This window comes from Methyloprofundus sedimenti (genome assembly GCF_002072955.1).
Classification (GTDB): domain Bacteria; phylum Pseudomonadota; class Gammaproteobacteria; order Methylococcales; family Methylomonadaceae; genus Methyloprofundus; species Methyloprofundus sedimenti.
This window is the reverse complement of the sequence record NZ_LPUF01000001.1, coordinates 1,507,433-1,532,620: the sequence shown is the minus strand read 5'-3', so window position 1 is coordinate 1,532,620 and position 25,188 is coordinate 1,507,433. Positions and strand designations below refer to the sequence as shown.

Here is a 25,188-nt window from a genome sequence, read left to right as displayed (position 1 = left end):
TACCCTGTGTATTCAAGGTCTAGCCATGCGTTTGATAGCAGCATTAATGTTGTAATATTAGAACTGACACCAACTTTCTTTTGCTATAAATTAAAATCACCACAGAAAAGCACTCGCTTTTTTCCCAATAACTTTACCATCAAATACTAATTTGGCTGTAGAACTACAGGTCCCATAACACACATGTAGCGGTAATAAGTGTTCCTCTCTAGGATGGCAATATCTGGCAAAAGGGGCATCAGACCATTGAGCTAATTTTCGCTCTCTTTCATTTTCTGAAATGTCATTATCCGTACAGGTATTGATAAGCCAGCGTTCAAAATCTTCATTTTTTTCATCGGGACTCTCTTTTGATTGGAAAAACGCGCTCATATTATGAAATGAAAACCCTGAGCCAATGATTAATAAATTTTCATTTCTCAATTCTGATAATGCTTTGCCCATGCGGATGTGTTCTTTAGGATCGAGACTTTTCAGCAGGGATAACTGAACACAAGGAATACTGGCATCAGGGAACATGATTTTCAACGGAATAAATAATCCATGATCAAAACCACGATGATTATCTAGTTTAGCTTCAACTCCGCTACTCTGTAATAAATTAAAAATTTTCTTCGCAAGCTGCGGGTTGCCTGATGCTGGATATTTAATTTTATATGCTTCATCAGGAAAGCCCGCATAATCATAAATTAAGGCGGGCGTTTCCCCGCCAGTAATTGTTGCTCTGTCTTCCTCCCAGTGAGCGCTGATAACAAGTATTGCTGAAGGCCTGCCTAATGATGGGGTAATGTGTTTTAAGAAGTCGACCAACTCTTGATGTCCCTTATCACCTAACAAAGGAAGCGGACCTCCACCATGAGGAATAAACAACACCTTACTGAGCAAATTGTTTGTTTTTTCTTCCATATTTCTCGATAAGTAATTAGTTCGTTAGTGGAGATGCTTGAACTTTAGGGGCAGTTCTAACATTCATACATTTTTGTTGGCATCTCAGACTTTACTCTGAGCATTAACGGTCTAGCCATGCGTTTGATAGCAACATAAATATTGCAATGTTAGGACTGACCTTTTTCCTTTCTTTTTCTTTCAGCTCTTACCCGACTAGCCTTTATGTGAATAATGATACCTACACGAAATAATCGTAAGATGTGTTTCTGTAATAGCATAAATGAGTCTATGCGTATCATTTATTCTACGAGACCAAAAACCAGATAAATTTTCTTTTAAAGGCTCAGGTTTACCAATTCCTTCAAAGGGCTGTCGTTTCACAGCTTCAATTAATTTATTAATACGCCTGAGTGTTTTTTTATCTTGAGTTTGCCAATATAAGTAATCAGACCAAGCTTCATCTGTCCAGGCCAGGCATCTATTCATTTATCAGATCTTTAACTTGCACTTTTCCTTGATTAAATTGATCAATAGATTTGCGAAGATGCTCAGCATTTGCAGGGGATTTTAATAAATAAACTGTCTCCATTAAGCTATCGTAATAATCTAATGACATAACAACAGCATCCTCACTATCTCGTCTTGTTATAATTGTACAATCAGCATCATTAATGACTCGATCTAAAACAGATTTAAGACTATTTCTTGCTTCTGTAAATGAAATAATTTGCATTGCTACCTCACATAACTAATTTATAAAGATTATACCAATGAGACTTAACATGTACAATTAATTGGACATGTTATGTTTTGGGAAGGCGAACCAGTGAGTCCACTTGACCGCACAAACAAAAAGAACAAAAAGCAAAAAGGGTCTACTATAGAATTATGGAGAGAAATGACAAGTGAGTAATAGATATGATGTTTATAGGAAAAGTTATCTATATATTTATATCTGCAAGTGCAAGCCGAATTTTTTTCGATTATTCAACAATCTGAAATTCTCTCCAAAGCAAGTGGCGGGCATCTTGCCAGGGGTGTAAAATTGAACCTGGTGGGGGTGTGGCTCATGGGGTCCGTCGTACTTTAGGGTAACGGCTCGAACTTGAAATGCCGCCCCCGCCACTTGCGCCGTCCGAGACGTCTTTATTGGGATGGTGCCGAGTGATTTCATATGGCTTTTTTTGGGGTCATTTGTGGCTCTACTAAGTAGACGAGACGCAGGATGGTGTTGTATGCACTGTTAACGTTGACCTATGGAGGCCGTCATGAACATTCATAATTTAGCCCATTTACAAGTTGCAGTTGATATCGGTAGTCACGAACATTATGTGGCTATTGGCCTTTCTGAGGGAGGGATTCTGGACGAATTTTCGATTACGCATACACCAGCAGGGTTTCAGTATTTTTTTAGCCGTATTGAGCGGCAAGAGCATTTATACAACCGACCTGTAGACGTTGCTATGGAAGGTTACAATGGCTGGGCTCGACCATTGGATAGCCAGATTCAGAGCCACGGCTATCAGCTTTACAACGTCAACAACCTCAAGCTCGCCCGGTTTAAAGAGATCTTTCCCGCACCCGCAAAATCTGATTTGGTTGATACTCACAAAATGCTTGAGTTGTTTCAACTTCAGGATCATTTGCCGCTCGCTAAAGGTGTTCTGCAGGCAGTGCTACCGGTACCCGATGCCAATCGTCGGTTAAAGCGTCTGACACGGCGGCGACGTCAGTTGATCAATGAAAAGGTTGCTCTGCAAAACCGTATACAGCCTGACCTGCAAGCCACCTGCCCGACGCTTTTGGATATGACAGGAAGTATTGATAATCTATGGTTTCTGCACTTTCTAACTTGTCGCGATGATTTGACAAAATTAATGCGACTACAAACCAAAAGCCTGCTTGCCATTCAAGGGGTTGGCCGGAAATATCTCAACCTCATTCTTGACTGGCAGAAACAGGCAGAATTTTCTAATGAAATCGAAGAAGTCGGCCCGATGATCCAAGAGGATGCACGCCGCTTGTTAGCCTTGATGGCATCAATTAAAACCATGGATGCAAAAATCGACTCACAGATTCAAAAGTCTGCATATGCTCAGCATATTGATTCGATTCCTGGCTTTGGTTTGGTCTGTAGTGCCGAATTGGCGGGTGAAATCGGCACTTTAGACCGCTTTCCGAAACAGAGTAGCTTTTCAATCTATATCGGCATGGCACCTCTGGACAACCAATCTGGAGGCTACCAAGGAACTAAATCACCTAAACACGTCAATACCCGAGCTCGTAAAGCGATGATGACCGCAGTTTGTCGTCACATGGCTTATGTGCCTGAATCTCGCGCTTACTATGATAAAAAACGTTCCGAAGGAAAGACGCACAACAAAGCCGTTCGGGCTTTGGGGCGACATATATCACGAGTCATCTGGTCTATGTTGCGTCATGACAGAGATTACATTGAACTTGCGAGCATCAATGAAAAAGCGGCTTAACAGTTAATGTGAGGTGCGCACTTATGCTGACGTGTATGATAATGAGGGTAAGGCATAATTGCCTAAATAATAATTAGAGATACACCAGTATCCTGTTCTATCTTTTACTCAAATTTTTGTTGAGAGGCGGATAATTGCGTCAAATTTATGAGTTGATTTAGAAAATTAACTTGCAAATTCCAGAGGGATGTTCAGGTCTTTAGTTTATGATTATAAAAAACCACTTTCTGGTTATGGCGTGCGAGCTAATTCATTTCTGATAGATCTTGTCGCACTACCCTGCGTATTGTAGTTATTATTCAACACGCTTAATGTAGCAATTATCATAGATCAAAGACCTGTCTCAGTTTTTTCTTTTAGGCTATTTTGGTTAATTCGCATAAGTATCTATGAAGAAGTAAGCAGTAACTCCACAGCTGGCTATAATAACAAAAGCCCTCACATACTGTTGAGATAGCCGCTTAGAAATATGAGCTGCTACATACCCTCCCACCAGAGTTCCGATAAGAACACTTCCCCCTTCATGCCAAGAAATCACACCATCATAGATAAACAAAGCTATAGCTGTTAATGACACGACAGAAGAAATAACAAGTTTCATACCGTTCATAGCATTGATATTGGAATGCCCAGCCAATGCAAGATAACTGAGGGCGATTATCCCAAGCCCGGCATTGAAAAAACCACCATAGATACACACGCCTAACAATATCAAGAACAACAGTAAATGCCCAAAAAATGGCGCATGTCGGTGATGTGACGCGAGTCGCTTCAAAATACTATTAATCTTTCCGCCAAAGATAAACAAGAATGTTGCAATTAAGAGTAACCAGGGGATAGATTCACGAAACAGTGACTCGGGTGTTCGGAGCAACAGCCAGGCACCTAAAAACCCACCAATTAGGCTTATTAGAATTAATTGCGGTAATTCTTTTTTGTGTACATATAGATCATCTCGAAACGCATAAGCACCACTAAGATACCCTGCGCACGAAGCAAAGGTATTGGTTGCATTAGCACTAATTGGTGATACGCCTACAAAGAGCAAAGCTGGGAATGTGATGAAACTGCCTCCTCCGGCTAATGAGTTGAGAACACCACCGAAAAAACCTGCGCCGAAAAGAAATAGCAATTCAAACAACACAGCTAACAATCACCTGGGTATTTCATCATTTTTTATAGCCTAACTATATAGTATTATCAGGCACATTCGCTCCGAAAAGCTGATATTACCCCCGGTTTTCAGGCACCTTGCCTGCCTTTTTATTATCAGAGCAATTTACCTCAAAAAATTGATATAAGCCTGTCAACCAAATAAACGTGCTTGTATATATTTACGACAGCTTAAATGCAACAAAACGCCATGCTAACACAAATAAACAGCCCATTACCGGGTTTTATTTTGCACAATTTATAGCGGTTTATAGAGTAATGTCTTTAGTTGATGATTATTAAAAATCACTTTCTGGTTATGGCGTTAGCTAATTCATTCCTGATAGATCTAGTCGCACTATCCTTCATCTTGTAGTGATTATTCAACAAGCTTAATATGGCAATTATCATAAATCAAAGACCTGAACATCCCTCTGGAATTTGCAAGTTATTTTTCTAAATCAACTCATAAATTTGACGCAATTATCCGCCTCTCTACAAATCAGAGAAAAAGATATACCTGAATTCAATCCATCATTATCATACACGTCAGCATAAGTGAACACTTCTCATTAGCTGTTAAGCCGTCTTTTCATTTATACTCGCAAGTTCAATGTAATCTCGGTCATGACGCAACATAGACCAGATGACTCGTGATATATGTCGCCCCAATGCCCGAACGGCGTTGTTGTGCGTCTTTCCTTCGGAACGTTTTTTATCATAGTAAGCGCGAGATTCAGGCACATAAGCCATGTGACGACAAACTGCGGTCATCATCGCTTTACGAGCTCGGGTATTGACGTGTTTAGGTGATTTAGTTCCTTGGTAGCCTCCAGATTGGTTGTCCAGAGGTGCCATGCCGATATAGATTGAAAAGCTACTCTGTTTCGGAAAGCGGTCTAAAGTACCGATTTCACCCGCCAATTCGGCACTACAGACCAAACCAAAGCCAGGAATCGAATCAATATGCTGAGCATATGCAGACTTTTGAATCTGTGAGTCGATTTTTGCATCCATGGTTTTAATTGATGCCATCAAGGCTAACAAGCGGCGTGCATCCTCTTGGATCATCGGGCCGACTTCTTCGATTTCATTAGAAAATTCTGCCTGTTTCTGCCAGTCAAGAATGAGGTTGAGATATTTCCGGCCAACCCCTTGAATGGCAAGCAGGCTTTTGGTTTGTAGTCGCATTAATTTTGTCAAATCATCGCGACAAGTTAGAAAGTGCAGAAACCATAGATTATCAATACTTCCTGTTATCTCCAGAAGAGTCGGGCAGGTGGCTTGCAGGTCAGGCTGTATACGGTTTTGCAGGGCAACCTTTTCATTGGTCAACTGACGTCGCCGCCGTGTCAGACGCTTTAACCGCCGATTGGCATCGGGTACCGGTAGCACTGCCTGCAGAACACCTTTAGCGAGCGGCAAGTGATCCTGAAGTTGAAACAACTCAAGCATTTTGTGAGTATCAACCAAATCAGATTTTGCGGGTGCGGGAAAGATCTCTTTAAACCGGGCGAGCTTGAGGTTGTTGACGTTGTAAAGCTGATAACCGTGGCTCTGAATCTGGCTATCCAATGGTCGAGCCCAGCCATTGTAACCTTCCATAGCAACGTCTACAGGTCGGTTGTATAAATGCTCTTGCAGCTTAATACGGCTAAAAAAATACTGAAACCCTGCTGGTGTATGCGTAATCGAAAATTCATCCAGAATCCCTCCCTCAGAAAGGCCAATAGCCACATAATGCTCGTGACTACCGATATCAACTGCAACTTGTAAATGGGCTAAATTATGAATGTTCATGACGGTCTCCATAGGTCAACGTTAACAGTGGATACAACACCATCCTGCGTCTCGTCTACTTAGTAGAGCCACAAATGACCCCAAAAAAAGCCACATGAAATCACTCGGCACCATCCCAATAAAGACGTCTCGGACGGCGCAAGTGGCGGGGGCGGCATTTCAAGTTCGAGCCGTTACCCTAAAGTACGACGGACCCCATGAGCCACACCCCCACCAGGTTCAATTTTACACCCCTGGCAAGATGCCCGCCACTTGCTTTGGAGAGAATTTCAGATTGTTGAATAATCGAAAAAAATTCGGCTTGCACTTGCAGATATAAATATAGAAGTTACGCATTGACGACAGGTTGAAATTCTGGGTTTAAATGGCTTATATTTGGCATAAACGTCTCAATAAATGAAGCCATGATATCTTTGAATAAATTTCTTTGCACGCTATAGCAATTACTAATGACCTCTGCGAAGCTCAATTTTTGTAATTGAACAAACCCACAAATTGCAGCAAAAAGGTGATTTTTAATGGCTCCTTTGCTGCGAACCTGAAATCGCTCAATGTTACATACTTGCTTAATTGCACGATGATATTGCTCAATTTGCCAATGCCGATCATGTTGTTCGGTAAAATCCCTACTGCCAAAGGACTTGGTTTGCTCGTCATTAGGTAGTGCACTTATATAATGGCGAAGTTGGTCTTTCAACTTTGTCCGAAATAATTTCACGTACCCAAAATTTTTGAGCCAAACGACCAAGCCTTCCTCTGGAACTTCTAGTTGCTTAACTTGAACCCATGTTCCTTCTTCAACAGAAACCAAGCGGTTACTTTCCAGCGCAAAGAGCAATCCTATCTGATGATTTCTAATCCGTTTAAGATTTTTTACGCAACTGTACCAACTATCTCCTGTTACAAAGCCTGGCTCAAGCCCCCAAGATAATACCTCTGCAAGCATATCCAGAAAGTAGTCATTTTTTGTTTTCCCTTCGGCTTTATCTACCACTCGAAAATTGACAGGTTGGTGTTTTCCTTGAGTATCCGTGTAGTACAAAGTAACAAGGTTAATCCCTTTGACCGCTCGGTGATGCTTGCCTGACCAAAAATGACTGACAAAAGCCATGTACTGACTATGAGGCTTATCCAGTACGCTATCGTCAACACTTAAGGTTCCGCCCTTTAAATTCAAAGTAGGACTGGCTTCGTTATATAAATCGCGCCCGGTATACGATTCACGATTCAGAAATCGGTTGACGCTATCATGTGAAATTGACATAACTTCTCCTAGCCGGCAACAGCTAGCCTGTTTAGGCTCACTTAACAAAAATCCTATGTACATCGGTAAAGTACAACGAGCAGTTGATGGGCGGGTTATTTCTCTTATCAAGGTCTAGATTTATAGTGGATTCGGCATTTTTCTGTATTATAGTTTAACATTGACTGTCAATGCGTAACTTCTAAAATATATAAATATATAGATAACTTTTCCTATAAACATCATATCTATTACTCACTTGTCATTTCTCTCCATAATTCTATAGTAGACCCTTATCTTTTCCATACGAAATTTATAGATAACACGCACGACGATACTTAACTTCTGATAATTCGCTTTGCAGTTGAGCCATTAGCTTATCATGGTCTTTTTCTATATTGTAACTATCCCAAGATAATTTCAGCTCATGGCAAGTATATATTTCCGCGCTTTTTTCTATCGACTGGCGCTGCTCCATACCGCTGGGAGTTAATGGATCAAAGATTTCTAGCGCTTTCCAAGCACGCTCTATTTGGGTAGGGGTAAAATATTTTAGTTTCTTCGCTTCGTCTGCCATATCAGCAGCAACATCAGGAGGAAACAATATTTCTCCCTTATCGAAAAGATTAAAAATACGCAAAGAAACCTCTTTACTTTGGCGGAACCTAATCATTTGAACTTGTGGCCATTTTGCAAAGTCATCCTGAGCGCGCATGAGGATACCTACTGCTCGCTGCTGCTCAGGCCGTGGTAATGGTTGCCAGCCCACAGTAGTAGCTCGTTTAGGAATCTGATCAACCAGTAATGGGAACATCACTCGATAAACGACTCCCAATTTTTTTGCCTTATTTATTGGGATAAACGATCTACTTTCATCGTTCCAACGACAAGTTGCAAAAAAACTCGCCACATCAAAATTAAGGGTCAAGTCCAGCATGTCAGTAGCGAGGCCGTAATGCTGCGCCAAACCAGAAACGTCGACATACAGCAGCCTCTCTGTGAAAGTCGAGTTTTTCGTTATTACAACGTATGGATGTTCTGAAAGAATGTCTTGGAATGCAATATTTTGACAGGCAGCCAAAAGCCGATCTTCGATTTTTTCTTTTCTAGCTAAAGTAGGAACGCACGGCCAATCTTCCGTTTGCCCCCTGTACGCGAAGGGTGCTAATTCTAGGCCGGATTGAAAAATGATGAAGCCATTTTCGTCTGTCATGGCTGTTAACTGTTCCATGTCGGTCATGACTGGCCCACTTGGTCCTAAAGGTGTAACAGTCCGACCAGTGTTTATTGTCGGAAGTTGCAAATATGGCCGGAGTTCGTCGAGGGTCTTGAAACGCTTCAATAAAAAATTCCTTTTCAAATTACCAATGTCCGCTATTGCGAAACAGGACATTGCCGACGATGGAATTTAAGTTCAATCATTGTACATGATTTCCTTTTGAAAGCTAACGTTCGAAATAACGCGACGCGCTTTTGCGGTCGCTGTTAATTGACTTGTTAGCCAAATTATTCAACCTGTGACGTATACGTAGCTATCTCACCAATAAATAGATATGTATGAATCACAGCTAATTGCGCTTCACCTTCTGATACATCAATATGAACACCCTTGCACGTTTTGTTATATATATCATCTAAACGAGACGCAAGATGTTCTAATTCTGACTCTAATAGTGTAAATGAACCGCTGCTTTCACCTAACTCTGCTAAATAGGCAAGCAATCTATTTTTATATTGTTCAACACCAACTTTTCTTGCTTTACCACCTCGGTCTTTCCATTCTTCATCTCGTGCGGGAAAGACAGAGTCTGCCACTTCCATTAATAGCCTTCTACATGAAGTTAGCGCAGCGGAACGTGACTCAGTAGAGCCGTCGCTCATCCTCTCATTTATAGCTATAAGTTTCTCGGCCGCATTTGGGCAATGCGAGCGAACAAATGCATCAACTATATTACGAGTGCTTTCAAAAATATCCTCAGCCACATCGCCAAGTTCAATAGCTAAGTATGTGTCAGTGGCATAACTATGTACTGCCAACTTCATTGAAGAATATAAAGATTTAGTGCTTGCGTAGTTTTTTTTCTGATTAAATTGTATCTTTAGTTGAGTAGACATCAACGCTTCTGTAGCGTCCTTTTCTATAAAGTTTTTTACTTTAGTATTTGGCGTACGAGTAGTACGTAAAGAATCAAGTAAAGCCTCATCAGACTCTGCATTTGCTTCTATTTCGGGTAAGCTTTGACTGTAATATTTAGAATCCTCGACAGTTAACCGCCCACCAGAAACTGCGTATTGTCTACAAGTGCCAAGGTCTGAAAATGAAAAATCTGTTGGATATCCTCTTGTTTCTAGATCTAGCCATAACTGCGCATCTGAGTCACGCATTAGACGGGCTAGCCGTTTTGCCCTCATTAAGATTGCATCAATCGGCGAAGATGAGGTTTCAAGATCATCTAGTAGTGCCTCGCCAACTTTACGTGCTTCATCTATTCTTTTAGTCAATTAACAACTCCTTATCCCCCTTATTATGGCTAACTATATTATTATCAGGCACATTCGCCCTGACAAGCTGATATCACCCTGATTTTCAAGCAACCTTGCCTGTCTTTTTTATTTTCAGGGCAATTTACCTCAAAAAGTTGATATTAGCCGGTCAATCAGGCAAACATGCTTGTATATGTTTACGACAGCTTAAATGCAACAAAACACCATGCTAACAAAAAAACAGCCTATTACCGGGTTTTATTTTGCAAATAACGTCTTAATAAATCCAGCGCATAAATAGCAGCCTGATTTTGCTTCCGCGTATTTGAGCCTGCGATTGAACGCTGTTTATGTATCACTCCGGAGGGAGTCAGTAGTACGGTAAAGAGTTTAATGCTTTGGTCTTTTTGCTGAAATTGTTCAGTATTACCTTCGTACAACTGAACCAGGACAAGCTGGGTTCCATCCTGTTGTTGTCTATTTTCGGCAATGCTTACTGCAGCATTCAGGTAATCCGCTATAGCCAGTTTTTCAGTCTGCTGTTGCAGGGATAGATTAAAAACCGAGCTGATCAGCCAGGGCTGTGCGATACATTTTGCAGCAATGAGTCCCTGCGAGGCTGTTTCCTGAACCGACAGGGTAAGCTGCTGCTGGCGCATTAATTGACTGATCACTTCCACAAGTCCACCCTGAGAATCATCTAGACCCTCAATGGCAAAGATATAATCGCCAATACTCTCTGCAACCTGATTAACCGTCGCTCTTACCAGCGGTTGTTCAGCATCGCGGGGAAAAATAAGTTTGGTTTGCACATCGTCAATTGCAGCGCGAAAACTCAGTTGCACACCCTCAGGCAATATCAGAGTATTGAGTTTTTGCTGTAAATCGGATTCACCAATACCCACAGATCGCAAGGTAATCAACTGCTCTGGCTGTAACACAAAACGCTGCGACAACTGGCGGGCAATTGTTGCGGTAAACATATTTTTCATTTCATAAGGCACGCCAGGAACAAAGACAAACCAGCATTGATTGTACTGCAATGAAAAACCCGGTGCCGTGCCCCATTCATTATCAATACGTTGTGATCCCTGTGGAAAAAAAGCCTGTTTACGATTGATGTCAACCATATCGCGTTTTCGACAACTAAAATAGCGGCTGATTTGCTCCAGTGCGACAGTGTCTAATTGCAAGGGCAGTGTGAATGCTTCCGCTACCGCCTGTGCCGTCAGGTCATCGATGGTTGGCCCCAGACCGCCGGTACAAATACAGAAATCTGCGCGTAAGGAAACATCCTGGAGCAGTTTTTTTAAATCCGTTAAATTATCGCCAACGGCGCTATGCCGTTTAACAACAAAGCCCATTTGCACAAGTTTTTGTGATAGCCACGCCGCATTCGTATCAACCGTCTGGCCGCTAACGATTTCTTCGCCTTGAGAAAATATTTCAGCTATTACTTGCATACATATCGCTGACTTTTGTAGTCCATCCCGTCTATATTTTGATAGAAAGCATATTCTCCAGCGCAATTTTGGCGTATTTTGCCTCTTCGGCAGCAACTGTTATTCGATTAACCACCTGTCCAGCAACCAGGTTTTCCAGAATCCAGGCCAGATGTTGCGGATCGGTGCGGAACATAGTCGAACACATGCTTAATGTCGGTGACATAAAATGCACATTTTTACCATCCGCTTTACATTCATCATGTAAGCGATTGACTAAATTCAGCTCGGTTGCAACGAGCCAGCGGGTATTCGGCTCAGCCTCACGGACGATTTTTAAAATGACCTCGGTAGATCCGATAAAATCAGCTTTTTGACACACTTCAAAGCAGGCTTCAGGGTGTGCAATCACTTTAGTTTCAGGGTAACGCTGCAAAAAAGCATCAATTTGTTCAGGTTGAAAGACCTGATGTACGGAACAATAGCCGCCCCAGAGGATCATTTTTGCTTTACGGATTTGCTCTTCAGTCAGGCCACCGAGTGGCTTGGTGAAGTCCCAGACCACCATCTCATCTAAAGGAATCCCCATTTTAAATGCTGTATTGCGGCCTAAATGCTGATCGGGGAAAAACAGTATTTTTTCCCGCTTTGCAAAACCCCATTCAAGAATTTTTTGCGCATTCGATGAGGTACAGACGATACCCTCATGTTGCCCGCAAAAGGCTTTTAAATCTGCCGCCGAGTTAATATATGTGACGGGAGTGACGGTGTTTTCAACATCAATCACTTTAGCCAGCTCATCCCAGCAACGCTGCACATTGACTTTATTCGCCATATCCGCCATTGAGCAGCCTGCGGCTAAATCTGGCAATATGGAAATCTGTTCAGGGCGAGACAGAATATCAGCGACTTCCGCCATAAAATGCACGCCACAAAAGACGATATATTCGGCATCGGATTCAGCGGCTTCGCGGGAGAGCTTTAATGAATCACCTGAAATATCCGCATGCTGAAATACTTCATCACGCTGATAGTGATGTCCTAAAACGATACATCGATTACCTAATGAGGCTTTCGCCTGCCCGATTTTTATTGCACATTCTTCATCTGAAAGTAATGCGTAGTCTTGAATAGCTAATGCAGTCATAATAATTTCTCAATAACTCTTTTTGTAGGGTGTGGCTTCAGCCCGCAAATATCTATGTACTTAAACGCGGGCTAAAGCCACGCCCTACACTTATATATTAAGCTTCTTCGCTAACAATGGGTTTATGCAGTCTAATATGCAATTCTTTTAATTGCTCTTCATTGATCACTGCCGGTGCATCAACTAACGGACAAGCGGCTGACTGGGTTTTAGGAAAAGCAATAACTTCTCTAATTGAACTCGAACCGGTCATCAACATGACCAAGCGGTCTAATCCATAAGCCATACCACCATGCGGAGGGCAACCATATTTTAGCGCTTCTAATAAGAAACCGAATTTATCATTCGCTTCCTTTTTACCTATGCCTAAAATGTCTAAAACGGTAGACTGCATTGCTGTTTTATTAATACGAATTGATCCACCGCCCACTTCCGTTCCATTAAGCACTAAATCATAAGCACGCGATAAAGCCGCACCCGGATCAGCTTTTAATTCTTCTTCAGAACAGCTGGGTGCGGTAAAAGGATGATGAATGGCATTCCAGCGCTGGCTTTTTTCATCCCATTCAAACATTGGGAAATCAACCACCCAAAGGGGTTTCCAGACACCTTCTAACAGGCCTAAATCTAAACCGATTTTTACGCGTAATGCGCCTATTGCTTCATTAACAATATTGGTTTTATCTGCACCAAAGAAAATCAGATCACCTGTTTGTGCACCGGTTTTTTCTAACACAGCTTCCCATACTTCAGCCGGTGCAAATTTGACAATCGGTGATTGCAATCCTTCTAGGCCGCCATTACGATCATTGACTTTAATATATGCCAGGCCTCTCGCCCCATAAATACTGACAAATTTCGTATAGGCGTCAATATCTTTACGGCTTAATTTTGCTCCGTCAGGAATGCATAATGCAACAACCCGTCCTTTGGGATCATTGGCCGGACCTGAAAATACTTTAAACTCAACGTCTTTCATTTCATCAGCAATATCCACTAACTCTAATGGAATACGTAAGTCAGGCTTATCAGAGCCAAACCGTGACATCGCTTCTGCATGCGTCATGCGTGGAAATGGCTTGTCCAAATCAACATTAAGCACGTCTTTAAATAAATTACACATCATGTCTTCCATGATAGCCATAATTTTATCTTCATTCATAAACGAGGTTTCAATATCCAACTGAGTAAATTCAGGCTGTCTATCAGCACGTAAATCTTCATCACGGAAACAGCGAACCACTTGATAATAACGATCCATCCCTGCCATCATCAACAATTGTTTATATAATTGTGGAGACTGCGGCAAGGCAAAGAATGAATGCTTATGGGTACGGCTGGGAACAATGTAATCACGCGCACCTTCAGGCGTTGCCTTGGTTAAGATAGGCGTTTCCATTTCAAAGAACTCTTGCGCATCCAGGAAGTTACGTAAATTACGTGTGACATCACGACGTATTTTCATTTTTTCCAGCATTGACGTTTTACGCAGATCAATATAACGATATCGCAAGCGCATTTCTTCATTAACTTCTATGTCGCTTTCAATCGGGAACGGTGGCGTCTCTGATTCATTCAGTACTTCAACATGGCTGACAAGAATTTCAATTTCGCCAGTTGCCATATTCGCATTAACAGTGCCTTCCAGGCGTTCTCTGACAACGCCTTCAACACGTAAAACATATTCACTACGCACGCTTTCCGCAATAGCAAAGGTCTCTGTAGATTCAGGATTAAAAACCACCTGAACCAATCCGGCACGATCTCTTAAATCGATAAAAATAACGCCACCATGGTCACGTCTTCTATGTACCCAGCCGCACAATGCAATTGATTCACCTAAGTTATCTTTGTTTAATTCTCCGCACTTATGGGTACGCATATATCTTTTCTCTATTAATTGAATGTTTATTGACGCTATCGGCATGAATCATTCTTACCGGTAACTCTTCTTGTTTAAATTGACGGTTACAACATTATTCAGCTGTACTGGTCTTAGCGGCAGGTGCTGATTTTTCACCGGCAACATTTTTTTTATTCCCGTTTTTAAAATCAGTTTCGTACCAGCCGCCGCCCTTTAACCTGAAACCAGCCGCAGAAATTTTTTTCTTCAATTCTGGCTCATTACAGCTAGGACAGGTTACCAGCGGCTCTGCACTCATTTTCTGCAAGGCCTCATGCTCGTTACCACAAGCCTGGCACTGGTATTCATAAATTGGCATTTGCTACTCCGAAAAAGAAAAATAACTAGAAATATGGAGACTGATTTGCTTTTTTTCAATAAGCAAATCAAAATTAACCGTTCATTTTAGTAATAAGCTCTTATACAAGCAAGAAACTGCGGCTTGTACTTCAAAAAAATTCACATCCAGGCACATAAAATGCAACAAATAACGCTTACCCAACCCGATGACTGGCACTTGCATGTACGTACAGGTGAAATGCTAAAAACGGTGATTAATCATACAGCCAGGCAATTTGGGCGTGCTATTATTATGCCCAATTTACAACCCCCGGTGACCAATGTTAGCCAGGCGCTAAGTTATCAACAGGAAATCCAGCAAGCAACATCCGGTCAGTATAACTTCACTCCGTTAATGGTGCTCTACCTGACGAATACAACGACGGTTAACGATGTCCAGCAAGCAGCAGATTCAACTGCTGTGCATGCCTTTAAACTCTACCCTGCTGGTGCGACAACCAATTCTGCCCAGGGCGTGACCGATTTAAATGCTGTTTTCCCGGTCTTTGCAGCAATGGAAAAACTTGATGTGCCACTGCTGGTACACGGTGAGGTTACAGACCCGGAAATAGATATTTTTGATCGCGAGCGTATTTTTATTGAGCAAAAACTGAGTACCATTCACCAACACTTTCCCAATTTGCGTATAGTACTGGAACACGTAACAACCCGTGAAGCGGTGCAATTTGTCCAGCAAACACCCGGCAATATTGCGGCGACTATAACACCTCAGCATCTTCTCTATAATCGTAATGCGCTATTAGTTGGCGGGATTAAACCGCATTATTATTGTCTGCCGATACTGAAACGGGAAACCCATCGAGAAGCATTAGTCAGCGCGGCAACCAGTGGTAATCCTAAATTCTTTTTAGGTACTGACAGCGCACCACACTTAAGCCATTTAAAAGAAAATAGCTGTGGTTGCGCCGGTTGTTATTCTGCATATGCAGCGATTGAACTTTATACTGAAGCTTTTGATAAAGCCGGAGCTCTGGATAAATTAGAAGGTTTTGCCAGTTTTTATGGAGCTGATTTTTATCAACTACCCCGAAATACACGGCGCATCACTTTAGAAAAAACAGCCTGGCAAGTACCTGAATATTACCCCGTAGCTGATAAAACGCGATTGGTACCTCTTAAAGCGGGAGAAACTTTACACTGGAAATTACAAGCCTGATTTTATTCAGCTTGATTCTAAAAATACATACTGATGTTTACGACTTAGCTTCTTATGACAAAGCATAAGAAGCTAAGCCTGGCAGGACATATCCAGGATCATTAATCCAAATCTTTATATAAGTCCGCGCCCAAATCTTCTCCGCCCAGTCCTTCAAAGTCTTCAAAGTTATATGATTTTGCCGCACCGTCATTGATTAAATAATCTCTGCGCTGCATATAGGCCGAACGGAAAAAGATATACCGATCTACGGCCGCTTCCGAGGCCACGGCTTCCGCTCCCAAAAAGTCAGCTCTGACATCAATAACTTCTACACTACGCAATCCGGCAGATAGTCCCCAGGACAAAGCTGAACTACCAAAAAAACCCGTATAGCTAAGAGGGTGTACAGCGGCATCCCCTACGTAGCCACCGACACCTCTAACTGAACTAGGCCCCAGAACAGGGATAACTAAATAAGGCCCTCTAGGCACACCCCATACAGCCAGTGTTTGCGCGAAGTCTTCTTCATGTTTGGGTAGATCAATCATCGTTGCAACATCGATAAATCCAGCAATACCAACGGTACTATTGACTAAGAATCGAGCAGCATCCATACCACCTTGCTTAGGTTTAGCCTGTAAAAAATCGTTAATACTGACACCGATATCTTTTAAATTAGAAAAGAAGTTAGTGACGCCCGTATCTGCAAACGTGGGCATTATCCATTGATAACCCTTGGCAGCTGGTTTTAAAGCATATTTATCTACCTGATCATTGAAAGCAAAAATATCCCGATTCATCCCTTCCCAGGGATCAGCAGGATCCGGATGAGCCACGGTAGTCGAGCAGGCTTGCAACATTAACAGAAGAATTCCCCCAAGAATCAAGCGATATTTATTCATTTTATTTATCATTACTTATTTAAATACTAGCTAAAAAGTTTATACGCACAGAAACTTCGCGTAACATAGCATACATTTTACCCAGCAATTTAATATTTAGCACCATGGAATCAGTTGAACATCCATTAAATGAACGTTTCAGAGGATATCTACCTGTTGTTGTAGACATAGAAACAGCAGGGTTTGATGCAAAAAAAAATCCCTTACTAGAAATCGCTGCGGTGATTGTTGAATATGATGAAAATGAGCAATTACACATTACAGAAAGCTATTCTGCACATATTATTCCGTTTGAAAATTCAACTTTAGACCCATCCGCTTTAAAATTTACGGGTATTGATCCTTACCATCCTTTTCGCATGGCAGTCAGCGAAAAAGATGCATTACATAAATTATTTGTGCCGATTAAACATGCCGTCAAACGCAATTTATGCACCCGCGCCATTTTAGTCGGACATAATCCTAATTTTGATATCAACTTTTTAAACGCGGCCATTAACCGCACAAAAATAAAACGCAGTCCTTTTCATCCGTTTAGCACCTTTGATACTGCCACCCTGGGTGGTTTAATGTATAAACAGACAGTGCTGGCTAAAATTGGCAAGGAAGCAGGCATGGAGTGGGATAATGTGCAGGCCCATTCAGCGCTGTATGATGCCAGGCAAACAGCTGAAATTTTTTGCAAGATTGTTAATCGCTGGAAGCAACTGGAAACCTTAGACACTGGGGATAAGTCTGCCCCCTGTTGAAATCAAAAAACTTAGCTATTAGCTATTTATATTTCTGATTTTTTATTTTTGCATTGATATGCCTGGCCCCCACCAAGGCCAGAACAAAGAAGGCACCGGGTGTAATAATAGCCGCAGCAACTGAAGCAGAAAGTTTTAATTTCTGCTGTCGACTACTAAGCACATCTTTGATGCGTTTATTTTCCACTGGATACCGAATTGCGCCGCATGAATGGCAGAGAGGGTATTGTTTCTCTTCTGCGGCACCACAAAATGAACAATCTGGCATATAGAGCACCCTGTTTTTATTATTTTTATAGTTTTCAATAGTAACAGAAAAATACCATGCTACAAATTGTAAATATAATGCCTATCTCGTCGCGCAAATAAGATTTCGTGAGTTTAATTTTGTTTATAGAAGATAATGAGTCGCCAAGCCCAGAAAACTCATGAAGCCAACCACATCGGTCACAGTCGTTAAAATAACCGCGCCTGACAACGCTGGATCGATGCCCAGACGATGAAGCGTTAACGGAATGGCAATACCTGCCGCCGCTGCGGCAATTAAATTAATCACAATTGCCGCCGCAATAACTAAACTGATCCCTATATCCTGAAACCATAACCACGCAATTCCAGCGACCACAGCAGACCAAATCAATCCATTTATGATACCGATCAGCACTTCCTTACGTGCCAACCAACTGGTATTCCCGGAACTTATCTGATTTAGGGCCAGACCTCTGATAGTCAGCGTCAGGGTTTGACTTCCCGCAATACCTCCCATGCTGGCAACCACCGGCATTAATACCGCCAACGCCACTATTTTTTCCACTGTCTCTGCATACATGCCAATCACCCAGGCAGCTAAAAAAGCAGTGATTAAGTTGATAAACAGCCAAATGGTACGTTGTTTAGCACTTTTAATAACAGGTGCGAACAAATCAGCTTCTTCATCTAAACCAGCACTACTCATCAGTGCATGATCTGCTTCGGAGCGCAAAATATGTATCACATCATCCATAGTGATCCGACCTAGTAAATGGTTATTTTCATCAACAACCGCCGCTGAAACGAAATTGGATCGTTCAAAAAACAAGGCAATTTCATGCTCACTGGTGAGCGATGGTATAGCCTGATGCTGGATACTCATAAGCTCTTGTACAAGAGTATCCTCATGATGAGTCAACAGTTTATTTAATAATAATTTTCCTTGATAAATGCCTTCCCGATTGATTACCATTAAACCATCAGTATAATCAGGTAAGTCTTCATGTATATGCAGGTAACGAAGCACTGTCTCCAGAGTAACATCACTTCTGACGGTAATCACATCAGGACTCATTAATCGCCCTGCCGTGCCATCATCAAAAGACAGGCTTGTTTCCAGATGTTCAAGTATTTCAGCAGAAAGATTATCTTCAATCGATTGTCGTACCGGCTCCGGAAGCTCTTCGATCATATCAGCCAGATCGTTGACTTCCATCAGCTCTGCAGCAGCAATCAGCTCTTCAGCCGGCATGTCTATAATCAGCGCATTACGCACTTCATCATGCAGAAATGTTAATGTTTCGGATCCCAAAGACTCAGGAATCAGTGCCCACAACTGTTTACGCTCAGTGGGTGGCATCGCTTCGAGAATATCCGCGATTTGCCCGGGGAGAGCGCTACTTAATAATAACTGTAATTGATCGATATTCTGCTGTTCGAGCAGAATAAAAACCTGATCCAGAGAAAGTTCATTTATTTCTATCTGTGTATTTTCCAGCTCTGTCATTTATTACGATATTCCTGTTATTTGTGTAGAAAAAGAGTGACGCGAATTCAAGCAATTAATGCAACACCCTGTGATTTATTTATATCAACCCCCGTTATTTGGCAAAATACTTCCCATGGAGTTCTGTAATTTAACCCTTTTCTTGGACGATGATTAAGTGCTGTAATTGCACTATCAACCTCATCTTGAGTTACCTTATCCAAAGGTTCTTTTTTAGGGAAGTATTGCCTTAATAAGCCATTGTGGTTTTCATTTAAACCTCGTTGCCACGAATGATACGGTTTGGCAAAATAAGTGCCGCAGTCGAGTGTTTTTGCAATGGCTTCATGCCCACAAAACTCACGTCCATTATCAAAGGTAATCGTGTGAACCCAACGTTTAAAAGGCTCAAGAGCATTGATAATCGCCTCTTTCGTTAATTCAGATTCTTTACGCTCAATTGAGATGGCGAAGTTGAGCTTTGAGACCCGTTCAGTCAGCGTCACCAATACGCCTTTATGTCCTTTACCGATAACAGTATCTGCTTCCCAATCACCTAAACGCGTTTTATCATCAACCACTTGTGGTCGCTCATCAATATCAACACGGCTGGGTATCGTTCCGCGATAATCATTTTTTCCATATCGCTTACGATAAGGTTTGGCTTGATGCCTCAAATAAGTATACAAATCGCCACCGGCTGCTTTGTTAGCTAAAATATAACGGTAAATAGTCTCATGACTGACGGAGTCCTTACCTTGTTGTTTTAAGCGTCCTGAAATACAGTCAGGACTCCATTTCTCTTTGATTAAAGGCGTTATTATCTGTTGTAACTCAGCCGTCATCTTGATGTTTTTGGGCTTATCAATATGGCGTTGTTTAGCTATTCTCTCAGCTTGCTTGTAACGATAACCACACTGACCTGTATTACGCGTAATTTCACGTCCAATAGTCGATTTATGACGCCCCAATGTGATGGCTATTTGATTCTTAGAAACGCCTTGTTTTAGTTGCGTATAAATGTAAAATCTTTCCTCTTGGGTTAGATGGTTAAACGTGTTCATTGAGCACCTCTTTTTAGTTTCAGGTTTTAGTCAACGGAAACTATACCATCTAACCCTTTAAAGAGGTGTTGCAGTTATTATATGAATTCGGGTGATAAAGACTAGCAAGAAATAAAAAAAGTCACATGAGGAGTGTCTTTTGTGCAATAAACATTGCTAAACTAATTACTTTGGAAATATCTATACACATTTTATTTGACCAACCAATAATATGTGCTTTAGATCACTGCATTCTCAGATTCTTTTGAACAACAAGATTATACCTGCGGTCCAGAGACTTAGGGCAGCTTTCGCGAAATAATTAACCCAGCATTTTATTCAACGATTTAACAGCGAACTGCGACAAGATACTCTTGCATGCTATCCAGACAATTTAGCCTAAGCACATAAACGCCTTATAATTCAAGCTATCAGCTGCACTTTTTTACAGTATTTTTTATCACCAGAGAAATTATGTTTGAAAATTATATACCGCAATATTTGGATATTGCGACTTTACAATGGTTTGGCATTGTGTTTTGTGTTTCGCAATCAGCAATGTTTTCAGGACTTAATCTGGCTTTCTTTTCTTTAAGTCGTTTACAGTTAGAAGTTGAGGTCAGTCAGGGGAATAAAGCGGCTGTAAAAATCCTCAAAATGCGACAGGATTCCAACTTTTTACTGACCACCATTTTATGGGGTAATGTCGGTATTAACGTATTGCTGACCTTATTATCTAATTCCTTGTTAACAGGTATCAGTGCCTTTGTTTTTTCAACAGTGGTCATTACCTTTCTTGGGGAAATTATTCCACAGGCGTATTTTTCACGTAATGCCTTGTGTATGGCAGCGATGCTTGCGCCGGTGTTAAGATTTTATCAAATTCTGTTTTACCCGGTCGCGAAAACCTCTTCCATTATGCTGGACTTATGGCTAGGCAAAGAAGGTATTGATTATTTGCGGGAGAAAGATCTACGCTCTTTCATCACCAAGCACATCGAAGCTGAAGAAGCGGATGTGGATCATATCGAAGGCGTTGGCGCGCTTAACTTTCTTGCTATCGACGATATCAGCGTAACCAATGAAGGCGAAAAGATTAACCCGAAATCAATCATTAAATTACCGGTATCGTTAGACCTGCCGATTATCCCCGTCATAGAGCGTACTGCAAATGACCCGTTTTTACAGCAGGTACACGCCTCAGGGCATAACTGGGTGGTCCTGACTGATATGAATGATGAGCCACGTTTGATTATTGATGCGGATGGTTTTTTACGTGCGGCCATTTTTGATCTTGATCATCCTTTTGATCCTTATCATTACTGCCACAGACCATTGATTGTTCGCGATATGAATACGCCTATGGGTGACATTATTCCTCATATTAGGGGGGTCGCAACAAAGGACAAGAACCATGACGGTGAAATCGAACATGATGTCGTACTTATCTGGGGTAAGGAAAAGCGCATTATTACCGGCGCAGATATTTTAGGTCGATTATTTAAAGGAATCGGTCATAAAGCTTCTGAAGTGATTTTTATTGACAGCAATGTCAGTAATGAAATCAATCAACAAGACTCGTAATCAGAACCCATATTTTTCTCTGGAAACCTCATTTAAAGCATGCCTTTACAAAAAAAAATATATTTCATTTATTCACCTTGTGTAGAAGACCAATTAGATAATGTTATTAATCACTCTCTATTAGCGGAAGCAGGTATTCAGGTACGTAAGATAAAGCTGGCAAATTTATCTGCCATTCACATTAAAGATGACTTAAATCATGCTTTAGTCTGGATTGAACAACAAGATTACCCACAAGTTTTGTTATTTGCCGATCAAAATCACATGTCCCTCGGTTTTTTACCGATAGAGGGCGATCCACCCAGCCAGTTCTATAAATGTTTGGACCTGCCAAAAGACTTTAACGCGTGTCTGGAAATTGCTTTACATGACGAGCCGCTGTTTATTGATATCATCGTGTGTAACAATGAAATTGTCACCAATGGCGTTAACCTGGAAAATCAGACGACAATGACCGAATTTATCGGCGATAGCCATGAATTTACTGGCTTAGGTAAAATCAGGTTTCAAATAAAACGTTTCATACATGCGTTTTCACTAACCCCTCATCCGGTTACCTTGATTACCGCAAAAGGTAAAACTGTTTCAACTGCAATTACCGGCATGGTCTTACTGGATTTTCATAAAAGTGGTCTATTAACTGATTTGTTTATTGATTCTATTTCTTTACGAGACAGGCGTATTTCTGTGGCCTTATTTGCACCACAATCGATCCTTTCCTATCTACAGCTATCTTCATCACTACTGCTTGCTACTCAGAAAAAAAACTTACCTCAACAACTAGGCTATATTCGTACTGCTGCGTTAAATATCAAATCGCCTGTCGAAACGCATTTCCTGGTTAACAATAAACCATTAACCACGCATGAATTATGTATAGAAATACTCAGCGAAGGTGTCAAAGTCAATGCAGGAAATAAATTCCGCGACAGTCAACACTATGCCGATGACAAAGAAAATGTTATTTGCGAACAACTCCCCCAGCAAGACAGCAGAGTAAAATATTTAAGTGCCGCGTTGCCTTTTTTTACACACGCCCTGGAATCAGACTTTAAAGATCTATTCCTGGCCTTAAAGGAAAATGCTAAAACGACAAATACTTTTGTATTATTGATGATCCTTAGCGCTTTATTGGCAACTTTAGGCTTATTTCTAAACAGCCCCTCGGTGGTTATTGGTGCCATGGTTTTAGCGCCATTAATGTCACCCATTATTTCTTCTTCAATGGGTTTATTGCGTTCCGACTCTGATTTAAGTCGGCGCTCCTTTGCCACCTTATTGACAGGCATGTTTATTGCGCTTTCTTTATCTGCATTGATGGCCTTTCTCTTGCCGTTTCAGGAAATCACCAATGAAATCGAAGGGCGCCTCCACCCTTCCACCCTGGATCTGCTCGTTGCTGTACTTTCAGGTATCGCCGGCGCTTTTGCCAATGCCCGTGAAAACATCGCCAAAAGTTTACCGGGCGTAGCCATTGCGGTTGCACTGGTTCCGCCTTTATGCGTTTCAGGCATTGGTATTGGCTGGTTGAATTTCAATGTTTTTTATGGCGCCATGCTGTTATTTCTAACCAACTTAACAGGCATCATTATGGCAGCTGGCGTATCCTTTATGGCGATCGGTTATGCGCCGTTCTCACGCGCTAAAAAAGGGATTGCGATTTCAGTCTTTATGGTCGCAGTAATTTCAGTCCCCTTGATTTTATCTTTTGCTGATATGCAAAAAATCGCCGCTGTAAAAAAACAGTTACTCAGGCAGAGTTACACTATTAGCGGTCAAACCCTGCAATTACGTAATATTAAAGTACGTTTAGGTCGTTCATTGAAAATCAGTGCTGATTTGATGAGTACGCACATACCGGACAATAAGGAACTGGCAGACTTTGAACAACAACTCACTCAGCAATTAGGCCAATCGGTGGCAATCGATTTTTCAGTTCGCCTGGTCACTGACAATTATTTTAAGCAAGCTCCATAGCCTCATATTGCACTGTTATAACCACTTCTTCTTTTTTAGGTAAATTAACTGAACAATGCCGGTAGAAATAAAGACTCCCCATAAAACAGGGTAAGCCCATTGCCACTTCAGTTCTGGCATATAGTCAAAATTCATCCCGTATACACCAGCTATAAAAGTCAGCGGGATGAAAATGGAAGCATATATAGTCAATACTTTCATGGTTTCATTCATCTTGTTGCTAATACTGGATAAATAAATATCCTGCATAATCGCAATTCTTTCCCGGTATGATTCCAGCGAATCGGTAACGCGCAACACATGGTCATGTATATCAGCGTAATACCGTAAGGTTTCTACTGTCAAAAGCGTATTATCTGAACGCTGGATGGTGCTCAATAATTCGCGCAACGGAGATACGCTGCGTCTCATGGATATCAATTCCCGGCGAATTTGCTGGATTGTAAGCAGTATTTCTTCAGCGGGGTTCAACAATAAGCTATCTTCCAGAGGCTCAATAATCTCATCGAGACTATCTCCAACAACAAAATATTCGTCTACAATCGCATCCAGTAATGCATAAGCAAGATAATCACTTCCTGTTTTGCGCATGCGCCCATGAGGATTTTCCATGCGATGATAGATTGACTTAAAGGCATCATCTGCTTTTTCCTTGAAGGTGATGACATATTTTTCCAGTAGCAGAACACTGATCTGATCATATTGCAGTTTAAACCCTGCGTCGCTCTCAGCACTGATGCCTTTAAGAACGAGATAGAGATAATCTTCATACTCTTCTAGCTTGGGACGTTGCTGAGTACTTAAAATATCTTCTAAAACAAGCGGGTGAATATTAAACTCGTGGCCTATGCTTTCCGCCACACGTGTATCAGATAAACCATCAATGTTTATCCAGGTAATAAGATCACTATCCTTAAACTGACTCAATTCTGAAAATATAACATCCTCATGCTGCACCAAAGTATCAGCATTATATTGAATAATTGAAATCTTGCTTGTAATGTCATGCACTTCGCCGATGTGAACCAGCGACCCTGGCGGCAAACCTGATTTGTCAGCAGAACTGTTTAACTCCATTTGATCTGACTGTTGATGCAGACGATGCCAGTGAGGATAAGTAAATTTCATAATATCAGCCCTGTTTTAACCTTT

Annotated in this window: 22 protein-coding genes; 5 read left to right on the top strand and 17 right to left on the bottom strand. The window is 41.4% G+C overall.

Annotated features, from left to right (window positions below):
- Nucleotides 1–96: 96 nt before the first annotated feature.
- The 3 genes from AU255_RS06785 to AU255_RS06775 form a co-directional block, all read right to left on the bottom strand.
- Nucleotides 97–906: a DODA-type extradiol aromatic ring-opening family dioxygenase gene (locus AU255_RS06785; RefSeq protein ID WP_080522167.1), complete on the bottom strand. Its 810-nt coding sequence runs from the start codon at nucleotides 904–906 to the stop codon at nucleotides 97–99.
- A gap of 195 nt (nucleotides 907–1,101) precedes the next feature.
- Nucleotides 1,102–1,374, bottom strand: coding sequence for a Txe/YoeB family addiction module toxin (locus AU255_RS06780; protein WP_080522166.1), 273 nt, complete (start codon nucleotides 1,372–1,374; stop codon nucleotides 1,102–1,104).
- Entirely contained in the window at nucleotides 1,367–1,621 is a 255-nt protein-coding gene (locus AU255_RS06775; RefSeq protein WP_080522165.1) for a type II toxin-antitoxin system Phd/YefM family antitoxin, read from the bottom strand. Before AU255_RS06775 ends, AU255_RS06780 begins: the two co-directional genes overlap by 8 nt.
- Nucleotides 1,622–2,156: 535 nt before the next feature.
- Between AU255_RS06775 and AU255_RS06770 the strand changes: the two genes are divergently transcribed.
- Nucleotides 2,157–3,377 carry an IS110 family RNA-guided transposase gene (locus AU255_RS06770; protein WP_080522164.1) on the top strand — a complete coding sequence of 407 codons (1,221 nt, stop codon included), beginning with the start codon at nucleotides 2,157–2,159 and terminating at the stop codon, nucleotides 3,375–3,377.
- 370 nt (nucleotides 3,378–3,747) lie between these two features.
- Here the strand turns inward: AU255_RS06770 and AU255_RS06765 are convergent, their stop codons facing one another.
- The 9 genes from AU255_RS06765 to AU255_RS06725 form a co-directional block, all read right to left on the bottom strand.
- Nucleotides 3,748–4,521 (bottom strand): sulfite exporter TauE/SafE family protein, encoded by a 774-nt coding sequence (locus tag AU255_RS06765; protein ID WP_080522163.1) that lies wholly within the window; start codon nucleotides 4,519–4,521, stop codon nucleotides 3,748–3,750.
- A 587-nt stretch (nucleotides 4,522–5,108) separates the two neighbouring features.
- The gene (locus AU255_RS06760; RefSeq protein WP_080522162.1) at nucleotides 5,109–6,329 is read right to left on the bottom strand and encodes an IS110 family RNA-guided transposase; all 1,221 of its coding nucleotides are present in this window, start codon (nucleotides 6,327–6,329) and stop codon (nucleotides 5,109–5,111) included.
- A gap of 328 nt (nucleotides 6,330–6,657) precedes the next feature.
- Nucleotides 6,658–7,701 carry an IS701 family transposase gene (locus AU255_RS06755; RefSeq protein WP_080523234.1) on the bottom strand — a complete coding sequence of 348 codons (1,044 nt, stop codon included), beginning with the start codon at nucleotides 7,699–7,701 and terminating at the stop codon, nucleotides 6,658–6,660.
- A gap of 184 nt (nucleotides 7,702–7,885) precedes the next feature.
- Nucleotides 7,886–8,812: an FRG domain-containing protein gene (locus AU255_RS06750; protein ID WP_158083071.1), complete on the bottom strand. Its 927-nt coding sequence runs from the start codon at nucleotides 8,810–8,812 to the stop codon at nucleotides 7,886–7,888.
- A 266-nt stretch (nucleotides 8,813–9,078) separates the two neighbouring features.
- Nucleotides 9,079–10,074, bottom strand: coding sequence for an AbiTii domain-containing protein (locus AU255_RS06745; RefSeq protein WP_080522160.1), 996 nt, complete (start codon nucleotides 10,072–10,074; stop codon nucleotides 9,079–9,081).
- Nucleotides 10,075–10,304: 230 nt separating this feature from the next.
- A complete protein-coding gene (locus tag AU255_RS06740; protein ID WP_080522159.1) occupies nucleotides 10,305–11,519 on the bottom strand; it encodes a competence/damage-inducible protein A in 1,215 nt (404 codons plus the stop codon).
- A gap of 31 nt (nucleotides 11,520–11,550) precedes the next feature.
- Nucleotides 11,551–12,645 (bottom strand): quinolinate synthase NadA, encoded by a 1,095-nt coding sequence (nadA, locus tag AU255_RS06735; RefSeq protein WP_080522158.1) that lies wholly within the window; start codon nucleotides 12,643–12,645, stop codon nucleotides 11,551–11,553.
- Nucleotides 12,646–12,742: 97 nt separating this feature from the next.
- Nucleotides 12,743–14,527: an aspartate--tRNA ligase gene (aspS, locus tag AU255_RS06730; protein ID WP_080522157.1), complete on the bottom strand. Its 1,785-nt coding sequence runs from the start codon at nucleotides 14,525–14,527 to the stop codon at nucleotides 12,743–12,745.
- A gap of 94 nt (nucleotides 14,528–14,621) precedes the next feature.
- A complete protein-coding gene (locus AU255_RS06725; protein ID WP_080522156.1) occupies nucleotides 14,622–14,867 on the bottom strand; it encodes an FmdB family zinc ribbon protein in 246 nt (81 codons plus the stop codon).
- A 159-nt stretch (nucleotides 14,868–15,026) separates the two neighbouring features.
- On the opposite strand from AU255_RS06725, the gene pyrC reads away from it, so the two are divergent.
- Nucleotides 15,027–16,064 carry a dihydroorotase gene (gene pyrC, locus AU255_RS06720; RefSeq protein WP_080522155.1) on the top strand — a complete coding sequence of 346 codons (1,038 nt, stop codon included), beginning with the start codon at nucleotides 15,027–15,029 and terminating at the stop codon, nucleotides 16,062–16,064.
- A 101-nt stretch (nucleotides 16,065–16,165) separates the two neighbouring features.
- On the opposite strand, the gene AU255_RS06715 is transcribed toward pyrC, so the two are convergent.
- The gene (locus AU255_RS06715) at nucleotides 16,166–16,948 is read right to left on the bottom strand and encodes an MlaA family lipoprotein (RefSeq protein ID WP_080522154.1); all 783 of its coding nucleotides are present in this window, start codon (nucleotides 16,946–16,948) and stop codon (nucleotides 16,166–16,168) included.
- Between the two features lie 104 nt (nucleotides 16,949–17,052).
- On the opposite strand from AU255_RS06715, the gene rnt reads away from it, so the two are divergent.
- A complete protein-coding gene (rnt, locus tag AU255_RS06710) occupies nucleotides 17,053–17,697 on the top strand; it encodes a ribonuclease T (RefSeq protein ID WP_080522153.1) in 645 nt (214 codons plus the stop codon).
- A 22-nt stretch (nucleotides 17,698–17,719) separates the two neighbouring features.
- On the opposite strand, the gene AU255_RS06705 is transcribed toward rnt, so the two are convergent.
- From AU255_RS06705 to AU255_RS06695, 3 genes are all read right to left on the bottom strand, one after another.
- Nucleotides 17,720–17,965 carry a hypothetical protein gene (locus AU255_RS06705; protein WP_080522152.1) on the bottom strand — a complete coding sequence of 82 codons (246 nt, stop codon included), beginning with the start codon at nucleotides 17,963–17,965 and terminating at the stop codon, nucleotides 17,720–17,722.
- A gap of 123 nt (nucleotides 17,966–18,088) precedes the next feature.
- Entirely contained in the window at nucleotides 18,089–19,453 is a 1,365-nt protein-coding gene (mgtE, locus tag AU255_RS06700) for a magnesium transporter (RefSeq protein ID WP_080522151.1), read from the bottom strand.
- Between the two features lie 47 nt (nucleotides 19,454–19,500).
- Nucleotides 19,501–20,496 carry an IS30 family transposase gene (locus tag AU255_RS06695; RefSeq protein ID WP_143735847.1) on the bottom strand — a complete coding sequence of 332 codons (996 nt, stop codon included), beginning with the start codon at nucleotides 20,494–20,496 and terminating at the stop codon, nucleotides 19,501–19,503.
- Nucleotides 20,497–20,949: 453 nt separating this feature from the next.
- Here AU255_RS06695 and AU255_RS06690 point away from each other — a divergent pair, with 453 nt between their 5' ends.
- Both AU255_RS06690 and AU255_RS06685 read left to right on the top strand, forming a co-directional pair.
- On the top strand, nucleotides 20,950–22,059 hold the full coding sequence (locus tag AU255_RS06690) for a DUF21 domain-containing protein (RefSeq protein ID WP_080522150.1): 1,110 nt from the start codon (nucleotides 20,950–20,952) through the stop codon (nucleotides 22,057–22,059).
- A gap of 39 nt (nucleotides 22,060–22,098) precedes the next feature.
- On the top strand, nucleotides 22,099–24,036 hold the full coding sequence (locus AU255_RS06685; protein ID WP_080522149.1) for a TIGR00341 family protein: 1,938 nt from the start codon (nucleotides 22,099–22,101) through the stop codon (nucleotides 24,034–24,036).
- A 15-nt stretch (nucleotides 24,037–24,051) separates the two neighbouring features.
- Here the strand turns inward: AU255_RS06685 and corA are convergent, their stop codons facing one another.
- On the bottom strand, nucleotides 24,052–25,164 hold the full coding sequence (gene corA, locus AU255_RS06680) for a magnesium/cobalt transporter CorA (RefSeq protein ID WP_080522148.1): 1,113 nt from the start codon (nucleotides 25,162–25,164) through the stop codon (nucleotides 24,052–24,054).
- Between the last annotated feature and the right edge of the window lie 24 nt (nucleotides 25,165–25,188).

What these genes read in the sequence shown, in the direction of transcription:
- AU255_RS06785 (WP_080522167.1), bottom strand. Translation starts at nt 906, where the DNA reads ATGGAAGAAAAAACAAACAATTTGCTCAGTAAGGTGTTGTTTATTCCT.
- AU255_RS06780 (WP_080522166.1), bottom strand. Translation starts at nt 1,374, where the DNA reads ATGAATAGATGCCTGGCCTGGACAGATGAAGCTTGGTCTGATTACTTA.
- AU255_RS06775 (WP_080522165.1), bottom strand. Translation starts at nt 1,621, where the DNA reads ATGCAAATTATTTCATTTACAGAAGCAAGAAATAGTCTTAAATCTGTT.
- AU255_RS06770 (WP_080522164.1), top strand. Translation starts at nt 2,157, where the DNA reads ATGAACATTCATAATTTAGCCCATTTACAAGTTGCAGTTGATATCGGT.
- AU255_RS06760 (WP_080522162.1), bottom strand. Translation starts at nt 6,329, where the DNA reads ATGAACATTCATAATTTAGCCCATTTACAAGTTGCAGTTGATATCGGT.
- AU255_RS06750 (WP_158083071.1), bottom strand. Translation starts at nt 8,812, where the DNA reads ATGACCGACATGGAACAGTTAACAGCCATGACAGACGAAAATGGCTTC.
- AU255_RS06740 (WP_080522159.1), bottom strand. Translation starts at nt 11,519, where the DNA reads ATGCAAGTAATAGCTGAAATATTTTCTCAAGGCGAAGAAATCGTTAGC.
- nadA (WP_080522158.1), bottom strand. Translation starts at nt 12,645, where the DNA reads ATGACTGCATTAGCTATTCAAGACTACGCATTACTTTCAGATGAAGAA.
- aspS (WP_080522157.1), bottom strand. Translation starts at nt 14,527, where the DNA reads ATGCGTACCCATAAGTGCGGAGAATTAAACAAAGATAACTTAGGTGAA.
- AU255_RS06725 (WP_080522156.1), bottom strand. Translation starts at nt 14,867, where the DNA reads ATGCCAATTTATGAATACCAGTGCCAGGCTTGTGGTAACGAGCATGAG.
- pyrC (WP_080522155.1), top strand. Translation starts at nt 15,027, where the DNA reads ATGCAACAAATAACGCTTACCCAACCCGATGACTGGCACTTGCATGTA.
- AU255_RS06715 (WP_080522154.1), bottom strand. Translation starts at nt 16,948, where the DNA reads ATGAATAAATATCGCTTGATTCTTGGGGGAATTCTTCTGTTAATGTTG.
- rnt (WP_080522153.1), top strand. Translation starts at nt 17,053, where the DNA reads ATGGAATCAGTTGAACATCCATTAAATGAACGTTTCAGAGGATATCTA.
- AU255_RS06705 (WP_080522152.1), bottom strand. Translation starts at nt 17,965, where the DNA reads ATGCCAGATTGTTCATTTTGTGGTGCCGCAGAAGAGAAACAATACCCT.
- mgtE (WP_080522151.1), bottom strand. Translation starts at nt 19,453, where the DNA reads ATGACAGAGCTGGAAAATACACAGATAGAAATAAATGAACTTTCTCTG.
- AU255_RS06695 (WP_143735847.1), bottom strand. Translation starts at nt 20,496, where the DNA reads ATGAACACGTTTAACCATCTAACCCAAGAGGAAAGATTTTACATTTAT.
- AU255_RS06690 (WP_080522150.1), top strand. Translation starts at nt 20,950, where the DNA reads ATGTTTGAAAATTATATACCGCAATATTTGGATATTGCGACTTTACAA.
- AU255_RS06685 (WP_080522149.1), top strand. Translation starts at nt 22,099, where the DNA reads ATGCCTTTACAAAAAAAAATATATTTCATTTATTCACCTTGTGTAGAA.
- corA (WP_080522148.1), bottom strand. Translation starts at nt 25,164, where the DNA reads ATGAAATTTACTTATCCTCACTGGCATCGTCTGCATCAACAGTCAGAT.